Annotated in this window: 16 protein-coding genes and 1 riboswitch; of the genes, 10 read left to right on the forward strand and 6 right to left on the reverse strand. The window is 69.7% G+C overall.

Going from position 1 to position 18,907, the window contains the following annotated elements; all coding sequences use genetic code 11:
- Positions 1 to 23: 23 nt before the first annotated feature.
- Positions 24 to 118, reverse strand: a riboswitch (glycine riboswitch).
- A 116-nt stretch (positions 119 to 234) separates the two neighbouring features.
- The 4 genes from ACFVRO_RS14735 to ACFVRO_RS14750 all read right to left on the reverse strand — a co-directional run bounded on the left by ACFVRO_RS14735 (position 235) and on the right by ACFVRO_RS14750 (position 6,031).
- Positions 235 to 2,556, reverse strand: coding sequence for a chitobiase/beta-hexosaminidase C-terminal domain-containing protein (locus tag ACFVRO_RS14735; protein ID WP_386953575.1), 2,322 nt, complete (start codon positions 2,554 to 2,556; stop codon positions 235 to 237).
- 219 nt (positions 2,557 to 2,775) lie between these two features.
- The gene (locus tag ACFVRO_RS14740) at positions 2,776 to 3,681 is read right to left on the reverse strand and encodes a carbohydrate ABC transporter permease (protein WP_386953578.1); all 906 of its coding nucleotides are present in this window, start codon (positions 3,679 to 3,681) and stop codon (positions 2,776 to 2,778) included.
- Complete coding sequence (locus ACFVRO_RS14745; RefSeq protein WP_386953579.1) at positions 3,678 to 4,625, reverse strand: carbohydrate ABC transporter permease; 948 nt, start codon at positions 4,623 to 4,625, stop codon at positions 3,678 to 3,680. The genes ACFVRO_RS14740 and ACFVRO_RS14745 overlap by 4 nt, the downstream gene beginning before the upstream one ends.
- Positions 4,626 to 4,690: 65 nt before the next feature.
- Positions 4,691 to 6,031, reverse strand: a complete 1,341-nt coding sequence (locus tag ACFVRO_RS14750; RefSeq protein WP_223586746.1) for an extracellular solute-binding protein — start codon at positions 6,029 to 6,031, stop codon at positions 4,691 to 4,693.
- A gap of 243 nt (positions 6,032 to 6,274) precedes the next feature.
- On the opposite strand from ACFVRO_RS14750, the gene ACFVRO_RS14755 reads away from it, so the two are divergent.
- The 7 genes from ACFVRO_RS14755 to ACFVRO_RS14785 all read left to right on the forward strand — a co-directional run bounded on the left by ACFVRO_RS14755 (position 6,275) and on the right by ACFVRO_RS14785 (position 13,667).
- The gene (locus ACFVRO_RS14755; protein ID WP_105672553.1) at positions 6,275 to 6,985 is read left to right on the forward strand and encodes an NUDIX domain-containing protein; all 711 of its coding nucleotides are present in this window, start codon (positions 6,275 to 6,277) and stop codon (positions 6,983 to 6,985) included.
- Positions 6,982 to 8,310 carry a quinolinate synthase NadA gene (gene nadA / locus ACFVRO_RS14760; protein WP_386953581.1) on the forward strand — a complete coding sequence of 443 codons (1,329 nt, stop codon included), beginning with the start codon at positions 6,982 to 6,984 and terminating at the stop codon, positions 8,308 to 8,310. The genes ACFVRO_RS14755 and nadA overlap by 4 nt, the downstream gene beginning before the upstream one ends.
- The gene (gene nadB / locus ACFVRO_RS14765; RefSeq protein WP_386953583.1) at positions 8,307 to 9,815 is read left to right on the forward strand and encodes an L-aspartate oxidase; all 1,509 of its coding nucleotides are present in this window, start codon (positions 8,307 to 8,309) and stop codon (positions 9,813 to 9,815) included. The genes nadA and nadB overlap by 4 nt, the downstream gene beginning before the upstream one ends.
- Entirely contained in the window at positions 9,815 to 10,666 is an 852-nt protein-coding gene (gene nadC, locus ACFVRO_RS14770; protein WP_386953586.1) for a carboxylating nicotinate-nucleotide diphosphorylase, read from the forward strand. Before nadB ends, nadC begins: the two co-directional genes overlap by 1 nt.
- Positions 10,666 to 11,796, forward strand: coding sequence for a cysteine desulfurase family protein (locus ACFVRO_RS14775; RefSeq protein WP_386953589.1), 1,131 nt, complete (start codon positions 10,666 to 10,668; stop codon positions 11,794 to 11,796). The genes nadC and ACFVRO_RS14775 overlap by 1 nt, the downstream gene beginning before the upstream one ends.
- 38 nt (positions 11,797 to 11,834) lie before the next feature.
- The gene (locus ACFVRO_RS14780; protein ID WP_386953591.1) at positions 11,835 to 12,782 is read left to right on the forward strand and encodes a glycosyltransferase family 2 protein; all 948 of its coding nucleotides are present in this window, start codon (positions 11,835 to 11,837) and stop codon (positions 12,780 to 12,782) included.
- Positions 12,783 to 12,893: 111 nt separating this feature from the next.
- A complete protein-coding gene (locus tag ACFVRO_RS14785; protein ID WP_386953593.1) occupies positions 12,894 to 13,667 on the forward strand; it encodes an SDR family NAD(P)-dependent oxidoreductase in 774 nt (257 codons plus the stop codon).
- Between the two features lie 6 nt (positions 13,668 to 13,673).
- Here the strand turns inward: ACFVRO_RS14785 and ACFVRO_RS14790 are convergent, their stop codons facing one another.
- The gene (locus ACFVRO_RS14790) at positions 13,674 to 15,728 is read right to left on the reverse strand and encodes an ABC transporter ATP-binding protein (RefSeq protein ID WP_386953596.1); all 2,055 of its coding nucleotides are present in this window, start codon (positions 15,726 to 15,728) and stop codon (positions 13,674 to 13,676) included.
- Between the two features lie 158 nt (positions 15,729 to 15,886).
- Here ACFVRO_RS14790 and ACFVRO_RS14795 point away from each other — a divergent pair, with 158 nt between their 5' ends.
- Positions 15,887 to 17,365 carry a DHA2 family efflux MFS transporter permease subunit gene (locus ACFVRO_RS14795; protein ID WP_386953599.1) on the forward strand — a complete coding sequence of 493 codons (1,479 nt, stop codon included), beginning with the start codon at positions 15,887 to 15,889 and terminating at the stop codon, positions 17,363 to 17,365.
- An 18-nt stretch (positions 17,366 to 17,383) separates the two neighbouring features.
- Here the strand turns inward: ACFVRO_RS14795 and ACFVRO_RS14800 are convergent, their stop codons facing one another.
- Positions 17,384 to 17,539, reverse strand: coding sequence for a hypothetical protein (locus tag ACFVRO_RS14800; RefSeq protein ID WP_386953601.1), 156 nt, complete (start codon positions 17,537 to 17,539; stop codon positions 17,384 to 17,386).
- 142 nt (positions 17,540 to 17,681) lie between these two features.
- On the opposite strand from ACFVRO_RS14800, the gene ACFVRO_RS14805 reads away from it, so the two are divergent.
- Complete coding sequence (locus ACFVRO_RS14805) at positions 17,682 to 18,266, forward strand: 1-acyl-sn-glycerol-3-phosphate acyltransferase (protein ID WP_386953603.1); 585 nt, start codon at positions 17,682 to 17,684, stop codon at positions 18,264 to 18,266.
- A 33-nt stretch (positions 18,267 to 18,299) separates the two neighbouring features.
- Positions 18,300 to 18,794, forward strand: a complete 495-nt coding sequence (locus ACFVRO_RS14810) for a DUF6328 family protein (RefSeq protein WP_386953605.1) — start codon at positions 18,300 to 18,302, stop codon at positions 18,792 to 18,794.
- The last annotated feature ends 113 nt before the right edge of the window (positions 18,795 to 18,907 follow it).

The raw sequence follows: 18,907 nt of genomic DNA on the forward strand, positions 1-18,907 counted from the left end.
GCGAGATCGCTTTTCAGAGTGGCCGGACTCGCGCGGTACGCGTACCTGAGAGATTGGCGGGGAGGCTTGCTCCTTCGGTGCCCGGCTGCGTTCGCCGGGGCTCTCCCGCGTGGGTCATACGGCCTGTGTTCGGTTGTGGGTTCAGTCTAGCGGCTCCGAGGGGTCCGCTCCCGTCGCACTTTGCGTCGCGCGGAGTGGTCCGGGCGAGGAAGAGTGCGACGGGAGCGGATGCCGTCAGCTCAGGCTGCGCCGACGACGCGCGAGGAGCACTCCGCCGAGCGCGAGCAGGGCGGCTCCGGCCGACATCGCGATGACGGGCACGGTCGCGCCGGTCGCCGCGAGGCCGTCCCCTGCGGTGTCCGCCCCGGGGACGACGACGGTTCCCCCGCCGGGGCCGACCGGGGCGTACGCTGCCGCCGCCGCGGCGAGCTCGGCCGCTGCGGCATCGATCGACGACTGCGGCACGTTCAGCCGCGTCGACAGCGCACGCGCCGCCTCGTCCGCGGTCCGCAGGCGCCGAGCCGCGGCACGGTCGTCGCCCACAGCCGAGGCGACGCTCTTCCTCGTCGACTCGATGGTCGCCGCGAGCACGGACCGATCGACGGCCACCAGCTGAGCCTGCAGCAGGCCGTCGAGTCGGCCGATCTCCGCCGTGGCGGCATCCACCTCGTCCTGGGTGCTGGCCGCTCGGGCGTCAACCGGAGCGAGGATGCCGAACTGCACCCGCAGCGCGACGATCAGGTCGCGAGCGGTCGCGGCATCCGATACCGCGAACCCGAAGTCGTCCCGCTCCGGAGCAGTGACGTCTCCGAGCACCCGTTCGACGCGGGAGACGAGCGGTTCCGCTGCCGCGATGGCCGCGTCGAAGCCGGTGCGATCGAGTGCGCCCGCCGTGAAGCGGAAGACCCGCGGGGCGCTCGCGTTCGCGTAGGAGTCGTAGGCGACGACCGTCGCCTCGTACTCGGCGCCGAGGGTCAGAGTGCGGTCGATCGCACCGCCGACCTTGCCGCCGGCGCGCAGAGCGAGCGGGATCCGCAGCACCGCGGGCCGCGGGGACTGGGTGTACTGGGCGTTGATCCGGTCTCCGGCGGAGAGGAACTCGGCCGTGCTTCCGGTCGCCAGGTTCCTCAGCGTCACGGCGTAACTCTTGACGTACTGGTCGTCGGCGGCCTGGGGCAGGTTCAGCACCAGGCCTGTCGCCGTCGTGCGGACGGTCGGCTGCGCAGCTGCTCCCCACGCGGGTGCGGTCGTGTTGCGATTCGCCGCGGTGTAGATGAAGCGCTCCTTGACGGCCGCGGGGGTGGCGCCGCGCCCGATCACCCAGGTGGGCCCCGCGATGGTGCCCGTCGAGGCGAAGGGCGGGTTCTTCTGGAAGCCCCATCTGCCCTGATCGTCGTAGGTGCGCCCCTCATCGGCCGCGTAGTTGATGCGGTCGATCTCGACGCGATCCGCGTAGACCTCGACGAGCACGGACTGCGCCGAGGGGATCGTGTACTCCTTGGCGAGCCCCGCACCGAAGGACTGGTACATCGTGTCGGTCTCCTCGTACGACATCGAGCCGTCGTTCACCGATGTGAACGCGTCCTGATGGATCGAGCGCTCATCGGTGATGTTCAGGTGCGAGTGCCCGGAGAAGAACACCACCTGGGGGAAGTCGGACAGGTTGGACTTCAGCCCGGGGTTGGACGACTGCGCGCCGTCCCACACGGTTCCGGGGAGCGGACGATGGCCGAAGACGAACACCGGCGAGCCCTGGGTCGCCGGGTCGGCGCTGATCGCGCTCAGACGCCCGTAGAGCCACGACGCCTGGGTCGCGTTCCACGCCTCCGTGTTCACGACGAACGCGGGGAAGCCGCCGATCTCCGTCTCGTAGTAGCCGGCTCCCGTGTGCGGGAACCAGTCGCGCGGGTACTGCCCCGCCATGCGGTCGACGAGGTCGTCATGATTGCCGAAGCTCATCAGCACGCGGGTGTCGCTCATCCCGGTGCGCGCGAGATTCTGCTCGAGCATCGCGCGGGGGAAGCGGTGATCGGCGGCCGTGTCGTGGTTGTTGTCGTTGATCTGGTCGCCGTTGGAGATGATCGCGTCGGGGTGCGGAGCGATGCGCTGCAGCGCGTCGAAGTACGTCTGCCACTTGGCGACGAGGTCGGGCGCGTCGGAGGAGAGGTGGATGTCGCTCATCACGGCGAACTGGGCGAGCGGCTCCTCCGCTGTCTTGATGACGTATCCGCGGCTGAGCGGAGCGCTCTGCGCGGCGCCCGCGAAGGCGACCGCCGTGAGGGTCGCGGATGCGGACACCTCGACCGGTCCGACATACAGTGCGCTGGATGCCGTCGGCTCCGTACCGTCGAGCGTGTAGCGGATCGTCGTGCCGGGCTCCGCCGTCAGCGTCACGAGTTGTGTGCCGATGTGGCGGCCGGCCGGCAGATCGGCGCTCGGCGCGCCGACGGCGGCGACGGATACGGCAGACGCGGACGCCGCCCCGGTGAGAGCGGGGAGGCCCGCGAAGAGCACCGCTCCCCCCAGGGCGAGGACGGCAAGACGGCGGGTGGGCATGGCGCTCCGTTCGATCGGGGTCGCCCCGCGGGGGCGGGACACGATCGACGGTGCCGGTATCAGGGCAACGACTTGTATATACAGCTTGAACGAACGCTGAATACATCGGCATACTCGTCGCCGTCAGGACGCGAATACCCCGACTCCCCGGTGAACAGGAGGTCACGGCATGCCGCACGGTGGCGGCAGTCGGATCCGACCACCGCCACCACGTCGAGCTCAGCCCTTGACGGCTCCGGCGACGAGACCGCTCGTCATCCGGCCCTGCACGATCACGAAGAAGATGATCACCGGGATCGCCACGATCGCGGACGCCGCCATCACCTGGCCCCAGTCGATCGCCTGCGTCGCACTCTGCTGCACGAAACCCCGCAGCCACAGCGGGAGCGTGCGGTTGTTCTCCATGATCACGAGCGCCACCGTGAACTCGTTCCAGCACTGCAGGAAGGCGAAGACCCCGGAGGCGACCAGCCCCGGCGCCAGCAGCGGAAGCGTGATCCGCATGAACGCCTGGGTGCGGCTCAGCCCGTCGATCATGGCCGCCTCCTCGAGCTCTGCCGGCACGCCGACCACGAACCCTCTCAGCATCCAGATCGTGAACGGCACGACGGCCGCGACGTACAGGATGCTGAGCCCGAAGACGTTGCTCAGCAGCCCCATCGCGGACATCATCTTGTACTGCGCGATGAACAGCCCTTCGGCGGGGAGCATCTGGATGAGCAGGATCGTGACGATGAAGCTCACCCTCCCCCGGAACCGGAACCGGCTGATCGCGATGGACGCGAGGAACGCGAACACGAGACAGACCGCGACCGAGAGCAGCGTCACCCCGACGCTCACTCCGAGGGCGGCGAAGAAGGAGGGGGTGAGCACCCGCTCGAAGTTCTTCAGACTCCCCCCGATGGGGAAGAAGGTCGGCGTCGCCACCTCCAACGTCACCGAGGACAGCATGGAGGAGTTCACCATCCAGTACACCGGGAACGCCCACATGACGGCGAGCACGAGCGCGAGGATGCTGAGCAGCCACACGCCCGGCCGGAACCGACGGCGCCTGCGCACGGCCACCCGAGACGGCGAGACGGCGACGCCCGATTCGGCGCGTCGCTCCGCGACCGCTGTCATCATGATGTCTCCTCCTTGATGAGGCTGCGCACGTAGAACCAGCTCAGCGCGATCGTGATCGCGAGCACGAAGATCGACATCGCCGCCCCCGCGCCGTAGTCGAATCCGGCCACGCCGGTCTTGTAGATGTAGGTGCCGAGCAGGTCGTAGTCGGTGGACTTCGGCCCGGCGTCCTGCAGGAGGGTGATCTGCGCGAACACCCGGAGATCCCAGATCAGGTTCAGCAACAGCACGATCGCGATGACGGGCTTGAGCACGGGGAACATCACGTAGCGGAACCGCTGCCACGCGCCGGCGCCGTCGAGCTGGCTCGCCTCGAGCACCTCTCCGCTGACCTGGGTCAGACCGGCGTAGGCCGAGAAGGCGACGAACGGGACGGACATCCAGATGATGATGATCCCGGCGACCATGAAGAACAGCGCCGGAGTCGTGCCGATCCAGTTGAACTGTCCGACGTCGACCCCCGGGATGAGGTTCAGCAGGTAGTTGACGACGCCGCGGCGCCGGTCGAACAGCCAGATCCACACAGTCATGGCCGCGATCACGGGCATGGCCCAGGCCAGCAGGAGTGCGATCTGCAGGATGAAGCGGACGGCGGCGGGCACCTTCGTCATGAGGAGCGCCATGAGGACGCCCACGACCACGGTGATCGCCGCGGTGACGATGCAGAAGACGACCGAGCGCAGCGTCACCTCCCAGAACGTGGCATTCTGCGCGATGGAGATGTAGTTGGCGAACCAGACGAAGTCCGGGGCCTTGCCGCCCAGCTGCTGGAGCGCCCCGTACTTCTGGAACGAGGTGATGATCTGCCAGACGACGGGGTAGCCCATGCCGAGGAGGAGGACGAGCGACGCTCCGAGGATCAGGACGTAGGGGGCCCAGTTCCGGCGGCGCGCCGGGGGGACGTCGACGGATGCCGTCGACGGAGAAGGTGCGGTGAGGGTCATGAGATCACGAATCCGAGGATCAGAATGCGGCGGGGCTGGACCGAAGTCCAGCCCCGCCGCAGGCGTCAGCCGTTGATGATCGCATCGATCTTGGCGTCGTACTCCTTCGCCAAGGCCTTCACGTCGCCGCCCTCGGCGATCTTGCCGAAGAACTCCTCGAGGATCTTCTGCCCCTCGACCGCCGCCCAGCCGGGCGCCGCCGGGGTGAGCTTCGAGTTCAGCGCGGAGTCGACCAGAGCCTTCGCGAACTGGTCGTCGCCGAGGTCGCCGACGAAGTCGGTGTTGGCCGGACCGAGGCCGTTCTTGGCCAGCAGCTTCTGGTAGTCGTCGGAGAAGATGATGCGCAGCAGCTCCTTGGCGCCGGCCTGCTTCGTGCTCTTCGCCGAGATGGCGATGTTGGATCCGCCCGCGAACACGGGTGCGGGCTCGCCCGCCGTCGTGCCGGGAAGCGGGAAGACGCCGAAGACCTCGTCGTTCCACTCGCGCTTCTCGTTGCCCTTGTCGTCGTCGCCGACGTAGTCGCCGATCGACCAGTGCGCCCATCCCGGAGCGATGATGGTCGCGGCAGAGGGCGCCGCGCCGTCCTTGTCGTTGTTGATGTTGACCCACGGGGTCGAGTCATCCTCGGTCGCCGGCGCGTTCGAGGCGTCCTCGAACAGGGTCTGGAACTGCTCGAGTCCGGTGATCGTCTTGGCGTCGGAGAGCGTCGAGACCCACTTGTCGCCGTCCTTCTTCGCCAGCTCGCCGCCGTTCGCGAACACCCACGACACGCCGTTGCGCCAGTCCTGACCGCCGATGTAGAACCCGGACTGTCCGGGCGTCTTGAGCTTCGCGACGTCGGCGTTGAACTCCTCGAGCGTGGTGGGGACCTCGAGACCCGCGGCCTGCCAGATGTCCTTGCGGTAGGTGACGTAGCGCGAGCCGAAGTAGTAGGGCAGCGCGTACTGCTTGCCGTCGACCTCGCCGACCTCGACGAAGGAGTGGAGCAGCTTGTCGCCGCCGAGGTCCTCGTAGATCGGGCTCAGGTCGGAGAAGGCGCCGGCCGTGGTGAAGGTCGGCGACCACGTGTTGCCGATCTCGGTGACGTCGGGGGTGTTCTTCGCGTCGGGGAGCTGGTTCGTCAGCTTCGTGAGGGCGTCGGTCCAGTCCTGCTGCTGGATCTTCAGCGTGCCGCCGGTCGCCTGCTTGTACTGGTCGACGAGGTACTCGCGCGCCTCGTCCGGCGTGTCACCGCCCATGACCCAGAACGTGATGTCCTGGCCTTTGGCTCCCTCGGCATCGAAGCCGGCTGGAGCATCGCCGGAGGGCGTGTCTCCCCCGCCGGCGCAGCCGGTCAGGGTGAGGGCGAGAGCCGAGGCCCCCGCGAGAGCGGTGAGCGCGAGTCTGCGCTTCCCATTTCGGATCATTCTGGTGTTTCCTCTCGGTGCTGCACTGCAGGAGGGATCTCCGGATGGAGTCGAACCCCGGGTGAGGTCCATTGAACAAACCGCGAAAGGTTTGTTAGGACAGCAACCTAACAAACCCTGCTCGGGGTGACAACCCTCGACGCCGACCGGAGGTAACGTTTCGGCCTCGACCCTCGAATCCGTCATGATTCCCCCCTAAAGGTCGAAAGGACACTAAGATCGACAGCGGAGGTTAAGGTAACTATGACTCAAAGCATCCGCGTGGCGGTCTCGACCGTCATCCTCACGCTGCGGCGCGCGGAGTCGGGCGCCGCCGTGCTCGCCCTTCCGCTCGTGCTGCGGACGCGCGAGCCCTTCGCGGACCAGTGGGCGCTCCCCGGCGGATGGCTCACGGCAGCGGAGTCCCCCGTCGATGCATCCGCCCGCACACTCGCCGAGACGACGGGCCTCTCTCCGAGCTACCTCGAGCAGCTCTACGCGTTCGGAGCGGTCGACCGCTCCCCCACCAGGGTCGTCTCCCTCGTCTACTGGGCGCTGTTGCGACAGGACGACGTCGATGCCCAGATCGCCGCTCACCGCGCCTCGGGTCTCGCCCCCGAGAACGTGCGCTGGTTCGAGATCGACGCCCTGCCCGAGCTGGCTTTCGACCACGCGAAGATCATCGAGTACGCGCTCTGGCGACTCCGCAACAAGGTCGGCTACAGCCGCGTCGCCCACGGATTCCTCCCCGCCGAGTTCACCCTCGCCGATCTGCGCGAGGCGTACGAGGCGATCCTCGGCAGGTCCCTCGACCCGGCGAACTTCCGTCGCCAGGTCGAGGCCTCAGGCAACCTGCTCCCCACCGACCGCTTCCGCACCGGAAGTCACCGCCCCGCACGTCTCTACCGCTACAACACCGATGTCGCGCTGGCCGATCGCGGCCCGCTCGGCCCCGAGGAAACGAGCATCCGATGAGCATCACCTTCATCCCCGTCACCCGCCTCGACCCGTCGGTCGACCACCAGCTCCAGGAGATCGTGAGCGGGGCGTCCACAGACGCCACCTGCAGCACCGATCTCGCGGCCGGCCCCTGGGACTTCGACACCCGTCCCGGCTACGGCCCCGGCTCCTCGATGGGCGACGTGATCCCCACCGGCGCGCCCCGGCAGGGTGAACTGCCGGTCGAGTACCGCGAAGCGGACGAAGACGAGCTCGACGCCCGCATCCGCGTCGCGAAGGAGACGCTGGGAGACCGGGTCGTCGTGCTCGGCCACTTCTACCAGCGCGAGGAGGTCGTGCGCCACGCCGACTACGTGGGCGACTCGTTCCAGCTCGCCACCGCCGCGAAGGGCCGGACGGATGCCGAGGCGATCGTCTTCTGCGGCGTGCACTTCATGGCCGAGACCGCCGACCTGCTCTCCACACCCGACCAGGCCGTCATCCTGCCGAACCTCGCCGCCGGGTGCTCCATGGCCGACATGGCCGACATCGACCAGGTCGAGGACTGCTGGGAGCAGCTCGCCGAGATCTACGGCGACATGGACGCGGTCGACGACGACGGGCGCGTCCCGGTGATCCCCGTCACGTACATGAACTCCTCTGCGGCGATCAAGGGCTTCGTCGGCCGTCATGGCGGCATCGTGTGCACCTCGTCGAACGCGGCGACTGTGCTGGAGTGGGCGTTCGAGCGCGGGAGGCGCGTGCTGTTCTTCCCCGATCAGCACCTCGGCCGCAACACCGCCAAGGCGATGGGCGTTCCGCTGGATCGGATGCCGATGTGGAATCCGCGCAGGGTGCTCGGCGGCTCGACCGCCGACGAGCTGGCCGATGCGCAGGTCATCCTGTGGCACGGGTTCTGCTCCGTGCACCGCCGGTTCACCGTCGCGCAGATCGACCAGGCCCGCGCCGAGCACCCCGGTGTGCGCGTGATCGTGCACCCCGAGTGCCCGATGGAGGTCGTCGACGCCGCCGACGAGGCCGGTTCCACCGACTACATCCGCAAGGCGATCGAGGCGGCGACCGAGCCCACGACCTTCGCCGTCGGCACCGAGATCAACCTGGTGCGGCGCTTGGCGGCCCAGTATCCGCAGCACGAGATCTTCTGCCTCGACCCTGTCGTGTGCCCGTGCTCGACGATGTACCGCATCCACCCCGGCTATCTGGCCTGGGTGCTGGAGGAGCTCGTCGCCGGACGCACGCCCAACCGGATCACGGTGTCTGACGATGTGGCGGCTCCCGCCCGTGTGGCGCTCGAACGGATGCTCGCGGCGAAGCCCCCGGTCGCGGCGGGCGTGAGATGAACGTCATCGTCGTCGGCTCGGGCATCGCCGGGCTGACCGCGGCGCTGCACGCGCACGAGGCCGGGCATCGGGTCTCGCTCGTGACCAAGGGGGCGCTCGGCGACGGCTGCACCGGGTTCGCGCAGGGCGGGGTCGCGGGCGTCTACGGACCTGAGGATTCGGCCGCTCGGCACGCCGCCGACACGATGGCCGCGGGCGCGGGGCTGTCGGATGCCGCCGCCGTCGACGTGCTCGTCGACGGCGCGGCCGCGCGCATCGCCGAGCTGATCGCACGCGGCGTCGCGTTCGACCGCGCACCCGACGGGCGGCTCCTGCTCGGACGGGAGGCCGCGCACAGCCATGCGCGCATCGTCCACGCGGGCGGAGACGCCACGGGCGCCGCGATCTCCCTGGCACTGGTCGCCGCGGTGCGGCGCACGAGCATCGACGTCACGGAGCACGCCTTCCTCGTCGACCTCCTGATGCGCGACGGATCGGTGCGCGGCATCCGCACTCTCGTCGACGGACGTCTGGCGGAGCGCGAGGCGGATGCCGTCGTCCTCGCGACCGGAGGAGCCGGGCACCTCTACGCGCACACGACGAACCCGCTCGGAACCACCGGCGACGGGATCGCCGCGGCGCTCCGGGCCGGCGCCGCGGTCGCCGATCTGGAGTTCGTGCAGTTCCACCCCACGATCCTCGTGTCGGAGCCCGCTTTCCTCGTCTCCGAGGCCGTGCGCGGTGAGGGCGCGACACTGATCGACGACGAGGGCCGCCGCTTCGTGTTCGACACGCACCCCGACGGCGAACTCGCGCCCCGCGACGTGGTCTCTCGCGCGATCGCCAGGCAGGCGGCGGCGCAGGGTTCCCCGGTCCGGCTGGACGCGACCATGCTGGGCGCGGCACGGCTGGCGGAGCGCTTCCCCACCATCGACCGGGTGACCCGCGAGCGAGGATTCGACTGGGCAGGAGGGCCGATCCCCGTGACCCCGGCCGCCCACTACCTGATGGGCGGCGTCGTCACGGATCTCGACGGCCGGACGACCCTTCCCGGACTCTTCGCCATCGGAGAGACCGCGCGCACCGGTGTGCACGGCGCCAACCGCCTCGCGAGCAACTCGCTGCTGGAGGGCGCCGTCTTCGGGGCCAGGGCAGCCGCGGCTCTCTCGAACCCGCACCCGCCGTTCCGGTCGCGAAACCGGTCGGCTTCCCCGCTCCTCGCCGACCAGGTTCGCGACCGCAGCGACCAGGTTCGCCACCGGGGCGGTCACGAGAGCTTCACCCGCGCGGCGCTCCAGCGGCTCATGTGGGACGGCGTGGGCCTCCTCCGCACAGAGGACGGGCTCGCGCGCGCCATCGACGTCATCCTGGCCTGGCAGGCGGATGCCGTCGCCCCCGCCACCGTCGCCGAGCACGAGGACGCGAATCTCCTCCTCCTCGCCGCCGAGACGGCCTCCGCCGCACGGAACCGCACCGCGAGCGTCGGCGCCCACTACCTCGAAGCCCCTCGTCTGGAGAGAGTCTGATGCTCACCGCAGCCACCGTCACCCGTGTCGTCGCCGCCGCTCTCGACGAGGACGCCCCCTGGGGCGACCTCACCAGCACGACCCTGCTACCAGCCGACGCGACGGCGACAGCCGACCTCGTCGCGCGCGAGAGCGGGGTGTTCAGCGGCGGCGAGGTCTTCACCGCCGCGTTCGCCCTCACCGACCCGTCCCTCGTCATCGACGTGCACGTCGGCGACGGCGACGAGTTCCGCCCCGGAGATGTCCTCGCCTCCGTCACGGGATCCGCACGGAGCATCCTCACCGCCGAGCGCATCGCACTGAACTTCACGCAGCGCATGAGCGGCATCGCGACTCTCACGGCGGCATACGTCCGCGTCGTGGAGGGAACCGGCGTCCGCATCGCCGACACGCGCAAGACGACACCGGGACTCCGCGCGTTCGAGCGGCACGCCGTGGTCTCGGGCGGCGGCCGCAACCACCGGTTCTCCCTGTCGGACGCCGTGATGGCGAAGGACAACCACCTCGCCGTGCTGCAGCGCGCGGGCGGCGACCTCGCCGGGAGGCTTCGCGACGCCTTCGCGCACCTCCCCCACACGACGCACATCGTGGTCGAGGTCGACCGGCTCGATCAGATCCCGGCCGTGCTCGACGGCGGCGCCCACACCGTGCTGCTGGACAACTTCTCGCTCGACGACCTGCGGGCGGGCGTCGCGCTCATCGGCGATCGCGCACAGGTCGAGGCCTCCGGCGGTGTCAGCCTCGACACCGTCGCGGCCATCGCGGCCACCGGCGTCGACGTGATCTCCGTCGGCGCCCTGACGCACTCCGCCCGCGCCCTCGACCTCGGACTGGACGTCAGGATCGACTGATGCTGTACCTGGATCACGCCGCCACCTCGCCGGTGCGACCGGAGGTGCTCGAGGCGATGCGCCCGTACCTGACCGGGGTCTTCGGCAATCCCTCGAGCCACCACACGGTCGGCGAGGCCGCGGCGAGCGCGCTCGACGACGCCCGCCGACGCGTGGCGCAGGTGCTCGGTATGCGCACGGGAGACGTCGTCTTCACGAGCGGCGGCACCGAGGCGAACAACCTCGCGCTCAAGGGGATCGTGCTCCCCTCCCCGCGGAGGCATCTGGTCGTCTCCCCCATCGAGCACGAATCGATCCTCGAGTCGGCCGACTACCTGCGCCGCTTCCACGGCATCGAGGTGACCTCCCCTGCCGTCGACTCGGCAGGGCGGATCACGCCGGATGCCGTCGCCGCCGTGCTCCGCGACGACACCGCGCTGGTCGCTCTCGGCCACGCGAACAACGAGATCGGCACGGTGCAGGACGTCCTCGCGATCGCGGCCGTGGTCGACCAGGCCGGCGCCGTGCTGCACGTCGACGCCGTGCAGTCCGTCGGGTGGCTGCCGCTCGACGGTCTCGGTGCGGGCTCCATCGCGATCGCCGGCCACAAGCTCGGCGCCCCGAAGGGCATCGGAGCGATGGCCGTGCGCGGACGGATCCCGCTGGAGCCGCTGCTGCACGGCGGCGGACAGGAGCGCGGGCGCCGCTCCGGCACCGAGAACGTCGCGGGCGCGGTGGCTCTGGCGACCGCCCTGGAACTCGCCGACGCGGAGCGCTCCGAGGTCACGGCCGGAGTCGGTGCATTCACGCGGCGCTTCATCGCCGGAGTGCTCGCCTCCGTTCCGCAGGCCGCTCTGACCGGAGACCCGGTGCACCGGCTTCCCGGCACCGCGAGCTTCACCTTCGCCGGGGTCAGCGGAGAGGCGGTGCTGCTGGAGCTGGAGCGCCGCGGAGTCGTGTCGTCGAGCGGTTCGGCCTGCGCCGCCGGAAGCGACGACCCCTCGCACGTGCTGCTGGCCTGCGGCATCGCGCCCGAGGTCGCGCAGACCTCGGTGCGCTTCACGTTCGGGCGAGAGGCTCTCCCCGACGATGCCGCAGAGCAGCTCGCGGCTCTCGTCGCGGAGTCCGTGCGCTCCGTCACCGGTCGCTGAGCCGCCTCCGGCCCATCCGCTCGCCATAGACTCGGCTGGTGACTGCATCCGCTCCGCTCGTGACCGTGATCGTCCCCGGGCGCGACATCGCCGCGTTCGCTCCGGCCGCTCTCGACTCCCTGCGTGCGCAGACGGAATCACGGTGGCGGGCGATCCTGATCGACGACGGATCGACCGACGAGACCGCGGCGATCTTCGCGGATGCCGCCTCCTCAGACCCGCGATTCCGGATGCTCCGGCATGAGGCCTCTCTCGGCCTCGGCGCCGCACGGAACGTCGGGCTGTCCCTCGTCGACACCGAGTATCTCGGGTTCCTCGACGGTGACGACGAACTCGCCCCCACCGCTCTCGCGCGACTCACCGGCACGCTCGCGGAGACGGGGAGCGACTTCGCGGCCGCTGCCTACGTGCGCTCGCGCTTCGACGGCGAGCGCTACGTCGCCGGGCGCGTGCAGCCGTGGGTCTCCGCCGCGACCGACCCCGCACGCCTCGGCACGACGATCGTCGAGCACCCGCGGGCATCCGCGAACATCGTCGCCTGGTCGAAGGTGAGCCGCGCCGCGTTCTGGGCCGATCTGCGCTTCCCCGAGGGCGTCGCCTACGAGGATCAGATCGTCGCGCAGCAGATGTACACGCGCGCCCGTGCCTTCGACGTGATCCCCGACGCCGTCGTGCGCTGGCGGCTCCGCGCCGACGGCTCCTCGATCACGCAGGGAAAGGCGCAGCTGCCCGTCCTGCTCGACTACCTCACCGCGCTGCGCGGGGGCATCCGGGTTCTGCGCGATGCCGGGGCCCACGCCGCGGTCACGGCTAGACTCGAGCTCATCCTCACCATGGACGTGCCGCCGCTCCAGGAGATCGCCGGCGCCCATCCGGACCCCGCGTACGCTGCGGCGGTCTCGGCGTTCATCGCCGAACTGCGGTCACTGCCCGAGTTCGCAGACGCCCACCCCGACCCCGACCTCGTCGCCGCGCTCGCCTGGTGACGCCGGTCCACCCCGGGAAGACGCAGACCGTCACTCCTCGTACGGCGTGTCACGCCGTGGACACGCCGCCCAGCCGCTGAACGATCCGCGTCTTCCCACCTCAGGAGACACATGAACACCTATCTCGACTCCCTCTTCGGCCTCGACGGCCGCACCGCCATCGTCACCGGCGGCAGCTCCGGCATCGGCCGGGGCATCGCCACCGCGCTCGCTGGAGCGGGTGCCGCGACCGTCATCGTGGCCCGCGGGGCCGACCGCGTCGAGCAGACCGTGCGCGAGCTCGCCGACGCCGGCGGCCGCGCCGCCGGCGTGGTCGGCGATCTGAGCACTCGCGCCGGCATCCGCGCGGTCGCCGAGGCCGCCGCCGAACCCTTCGGCGAACCGGACGTCCTCGTGAACTCCGCGGGGATCAACATCCGTCCGACCTTCGCCGACATCACCGAGGAGGACTGGGACGCGACCATGACCGTGAACGCCCTCGCTCCGTTCCTGCTCGGCCAGCGCTACGGGGTCGGCATGGCCGAGCGCGGCTACGGACGCCTCATCCACATCAGCTCGCAGCAGGCGCATCGCGCCTTCGTCGGCAGCGGCATCTACGGCGTCTCCAAGGGAGCTGTGGAGTCGCTCATGCGCTCGGAGGCGGAGGCGTGGGGCGGCACCGGGGTCACCAGCAACACCCTCGTGCCCGGTTTCGTGCTCACGCCCCTCAACGCGCGGCTGCAGGAGGACCCTGTGCAGATCGCCGCCCTCGCATCGCGGACCATGATCGGCCGCAACGGCCTCCCCTCCGACTTCGCGGCGGCGGCGGTCTTCCTCGCCGGCGCGGGTTCGGCCTATGTCACCGGGCACTCGCTGTTCGTCGACGGCGGTCTCTCGGTGCACTGAGCGCCGCTACGCCTCGTTCGGATACACCCGCTCCTCGGCGATCGTCGCGTCGAGGAGCGGGACCGGAGAGGTGAGCGCGGCGACGGCATCCTCCCCCGCCGAATCCGCCGGCGCCCTGTCTGCACGACGATCGGCGAACGCGGCGGCGAGCCCTCCGGTGACGGACTGCTCGACCTCCGTCTCGGTGTCGAGCACCAGCGAGGCGGCGACCTGCTGCGCAGCGAGCTCGGCGTACAGCCCGCCGAGGGCGAGCAGCTCCGCGTGGGTGCCGGACTCCACGATGCGCCCCGCCTCGAGCACGTGGATGACGTCGGCCCCCATCACCGTCGACAGCCGGTGGGCGATCGTGAGCGTGGTGCGGCCCTTGGCCGCTTCGTCGAGAGCCTCCTGCACGACGCGCTCCGACACCGTGTCGAGCGCTGAGGTCGCCTCGTCGAGCAGGAGCACCGGCGGATCCTTCAGCAGCACCCTGGCGATGGCGATGCGCTGCTTCTCGCCGCCGGAGAGCCGGTACCCGCGCTCGCCGACGATCGTGTCGTAGCCGTTCTCGAAGCCGGAGATGATGTGGTGGATGTTGGCCGCGGTGCACGCCGCGACGAGCTCGTCCTCCGTGGCGTCGGGCTTCGCGTAGAGCAGGTTCTCGCGGATCGTCGCGTGGAAGAGGTAGGTCTCCTGCGAGACGATGCCCACCTGGTCGATGATCGACTCCTGCGTCAGGGTGCGGACATCGGCTCCGGCGAACAGCACGGCGCCGCCGTGCGCCTCATACAGCCGCGGTGCGAGGTAGAGGATCGTGGTCTTGCCCGCACCGGACGGGCCGACGAAGGCGACGTGCTTTCCCGGCTCGGCGACGAAGGACACGCCCTGAAGCGTCGGACGCGCATCGGGGGCGGCATCCGGATACCAGAAGACGACGTCGGCGAACTCGATCCGGCCCCGCGGCCCTGGGGCCTCGGCGACCGTGATCGCCCCCGGTGCATCCTGGATCTCCGGCACGAGGTCGAGGTACTCGAAGATGCGCGCGAAGAGGGCGGACGAGGTCTGCAGATCGAGGGAGACCCGCATGAGCCCCATCAGCGGCATCAGCAGGCGCGCCTGCACTGTGGTGAACGCCACGACCGTTCCGGCGGTGATGGCACCGGTGCCCCCGGCGATCAGATAGCCCGAGACGAGGTAGATGATCGCCGGGACGGATGACATCAGCACCTGGACGACCGCGAAGAAGCCCTGACCGCTCATCGCCCGTCGCACCTGCAGCATCACCTGGTTGCGGTTCTCGGCCTGATAGCGAGCGGACTCGGTGCGCTGCCTGTTGAAGGACTTGGAGAGGAGGATCCCCGAGACGCTCAGCGTCTCCTGCGTGATCGAGGTGAGCTCCGACAGCGACTCCTGCGTCTCGCCCGCGATGCGCGCCCGCAGCTGGCCGACGCGGCGCTGGACCAGGATGAGGAACGGCATCATCACGACGGCGATGAGCGTCAGCCGCCAGTCGATGAGGATCATTGCGACGAGGGACGCCACGACCGTCACCGTGTTGCCGAGGATGCTGGTGACGGTGTTCGTCAGCACTCCGGAGACGCCGCCGACGTCGTTCTGCAGCCGCGACTGGATCACGCCCGTCTTGGTGCGCGTGAAGAACCCGAGCTCCATCGCCTGCAGGTGCTCGAACAGCTTCACCCGCAGATCGCCGGTCACGCTGTTGCCGACGGTCGACGTCAGCCACGTCTGCGCGACGCCGAGCACCGCCGACAGCAGGAACAGCCCGATCGTCGCGAGCACGAGCCACAGCAGCAGATCGAGCTGCGGTCCGCCGCCGGACACCGGGAACAGCGCGTCGTCGAAGATCCGCTGCACGAGGAGCGGAGGGACGACGGCGATGGCGGCGCCGACGATCACGAGCGAGGCCGTGAAGCCGATGCGCCAGAGGTAGGGGTGGAAGAGGGCGATCACCCGCGAGCCGAGCCCCTCGATGCGGGGAGCGGCGGCGTTGATGCGCCGCTGCGCCGCCGCGTCGACCCCGTGGAATCCTCCGCGCTGGCCGCCGCCCATGCCCATGCTCATCACGCCAGCGTACCCAGCCCCGCCGACACCGGCTCCGCATCCGCTGAGGGCGGATTCCTGTGAGTTCGGAATGAAATGTCCGAGGCAGCCGTTACGCTGAGTGACTCTCGTGCACTCGCACGCTTCCCCCTTTCCTCGATGCCTTCTGGAGGCCGCCCATGTCTGCCGTCGATACCGGCTCCATCTCGACGACCCCGGCCCCCTCGACAGGCCTGATCCCGCGCAGGGACATGCGCGTGATCTGGGTCCTGCTGACGGCCGCGTTCGTCACGATCCTCAACGAGACCACGATGGGCATGGCGATCCCGCATCTCATCGACGACCTCGGGATCACCCCGATCGCCGCGCAGTGGGTCACCAGCGCCTTCATGCTGACGATGGCCGTCGTCATCCCGACGACCGGCTTCCTGCTGCAGCGCTTCACGACCCGCCAGGTGTTCCTGGCCGCCCTCGCGCTGTTCTCCGCCGGCACCCTGCTCGCCGCGTTCGCGCTGGGGTTCGAGATGCTGCTGGTCGCGCGTGTGGTGCAGGCGGGCGGCACCGCGATGATGATGCCGCTGCTCATGACCACGATGATGAACCTCGTGCCGAACGAGTCGCGCGGCCGCATGATGGGCCGCGTGAGCATCGTGATCTCACTGGCTCCGTCGATCGGTCCGACGATGTCGGGCTTCCTACTCGACCACTTCGGCTGGCGCTCGATCTTCGTCGTCGTGCTGCCGATCGCACTGGTCGCGATGTTCGTCGGATGGCGTTGGCTGACCAACGTCGGCGAGACGACGAACGCACCGCTCGACGTGCTCTCGATCATCCTGTCGGCCTTCGGCTTCGGCGGCATCGTCTACGGTCTCAGCCAGATCGGCGCCCTCGGCGAAGGCGGGGCCAACCCGGCGCCGCTGGTGATCGCCCTGGTCGTCGGCGTCATCGCACTGGGTGCGTTCCTGTGGCGTCAGGTGATCCTGCAGCGCAAGGACGATGCGCTGCTCGATCTGCGCGTCTTCCGCTCGCTCGGCTTCTCGCTGTCCATGGCGCAGATGTTCCTGCTCTCGCTGGCGTTCTTCGGAACCATCACGCTCGTCCCGCTCTACCTGCAGAAGGCGCTCATGCTGCCGACCACCGAGGCCGGCCTCATCATCCTCCCCGGCGCCCTGGCGATGGGCCTGCTCGGACCGATCATCGGCCGCATCTACGATGCGCGCGGCACACGGATCCTGCTGATCCCCGGTGCGATCCTCGCCGCGGCGACGCTGTGGTTCTACACGACCCTCAGCACGACCACCCCGGTGTGGGTGGTGCTGCTCTCGCAGATCACGCTGTCGATCGGTCTCGCGCTGTCGTTCACTCCGCTGTTCACGGCATCCCTCGCCTCGCTCACGCCGAAGTTCTACTCCTACGGGAGCGCCGTGATCGGCACCGTGCAGCAGGTCGCCGGCGCAGCGGGCATCGCGGTCATGGTCGCGGTGTACACCGTGGTCGTGAACGCGAACGGCGGATCCGACGTCCCGGCGGCTGTCGCCTCCGGGTCGCAGGTCGCATTCCTCATCGGCGCGGTCATCGCCACGCTCACCGTGGTGGGCGCGTTCTTCATCCGCAAGCCGGAAGACGACGGCAGCACCCCGCAGCACGCCGGACACTGACCGGCGAGGCGTCTGCCGCTACTCGGCCTTCTCCACAGGGGGCGCCGGGAAGTGGCAGACGCCGCCGCTGCAGTAACCCGCGGCGTCGTCGCCGAGCAGGTTGAGGGTACCGAGAAGAGAGTGGAGCGTCTCAGGCGCATCCGCGCCGACGCCGTCCCCCTGTGTCGTCGTCATCCTTCGATGGTACGCCTGCTGCGCGGGGATGGCTCCGTCTTCGACGCCCCTCCGCACTGAATCGGAGCACACGACGCGCCCGGGACGAGGAGGCGACGAGACCGCCAGCGGATCGACAGGGCTCACCCCCTACGGTTGAGGGATGCTCAGGTCACTCGTCGCCCGCCTCTTCTGGGTGTTCAGCCGCTGGACGCTCGCCTCGGAGCCGGCGCCGACACGGCCCACCGTGCTCATCGGCGCTCCGCACACCTCCAACTGGGACTTCGTGCTGATGCTCGCCATCGCGTGGCGCCTCGGCATCGACGTGCACTGGCTGGGCAAGAAGAGCCTCTTCCGCGGCTGGCGCGGGCCGATCATGCGTGGGATCGGCGGCATCCCCGTCGACCGGGCCGATCCTGCGAGGGTCGTGAACGACGTGGTGAGCCAGGTCAACGACGGCGCCGTCTTCGGGCTCGTCGTCACCCCGGACGGGACCCGCGGCGGCAACGAGTACTGGAAGAGCGGCTTCTACCGCATCGCCGTCCAGACGGGGATGCCGGTGACGCTCGGCTTCGTCGACCGCACGACGATGACCACGGGGCTGGGCCCGACGATCGACCTCACCGGAGACGTCGCCGCCGACATGGACCGCATCCGCGCGTTCTACGCCGACAAGGCAGGGGTCCGCCCCGAGCGCCGCACCGAGCCGCGGCTTCGCGAAGAGGGCTCCGCGCCCACGACGCTCTAGACGGCTCACTGCGCGCCCCGCGAGACTGGGGTCATGAGCACTGATCCCGAGGTGGACGACCTCGCCGACGGACGCGACGAGACACCCAACGAGCGCGCCGATCGCAACTGGGACGAGCTGATGCAGGAGCTGCGGGTCATGCAGACCGGCACGCAGATCCTCACCGGCTTCCTGCTCGCCGTCGCGTTCCAGCAGCGCTTCACCGAGATGGACGCCGCACAGCACGTGCTGTACATCGCGCTCGTCGCCCTCGCCGCCGTCGCGACCCTGCTCTCGCTGACCCCGGTCGGCATGCATCGCGCCCTGTTCGGCCGGAGGCGCAAGCCCGAGCTGGTGCGGATCGCCGCGCGCATCGTGACTCTCGACCTCTTCGTGATCGGTCTCCTCACCGTGGGCGTGACGACGCTGATCGTCGACTTCACCGTCGGCAGGTCGGCCGGTGCGCTCACCCTCGTCTGCTCCGTGGCGCTCGTCGGAGCGCTGTGGGCGGGGCTGTGGCGGATGCTCGCCGCTCGTCGGGCGGGCTGAGGTGTGAGGACCCTCCGAATCCGCGATCGAGGGTTGCAGCATCCCATCGGGTGAGGAAGCGTGGCCCGGACATGTCGTGACCTCGGCATGCCCCAACCGGAAAGGAGAGCACC

Origin of the sequence: Microbacterium sp. NPDC057944 (genome assembly GCF_042887445.1) — a bacterium.
Lineage (GTDB): Bacteria > Actinomycetota > Actinomycetes > Actinomycetales > Microbacteriaceae > Microbacterium > Microbacterium natoriense.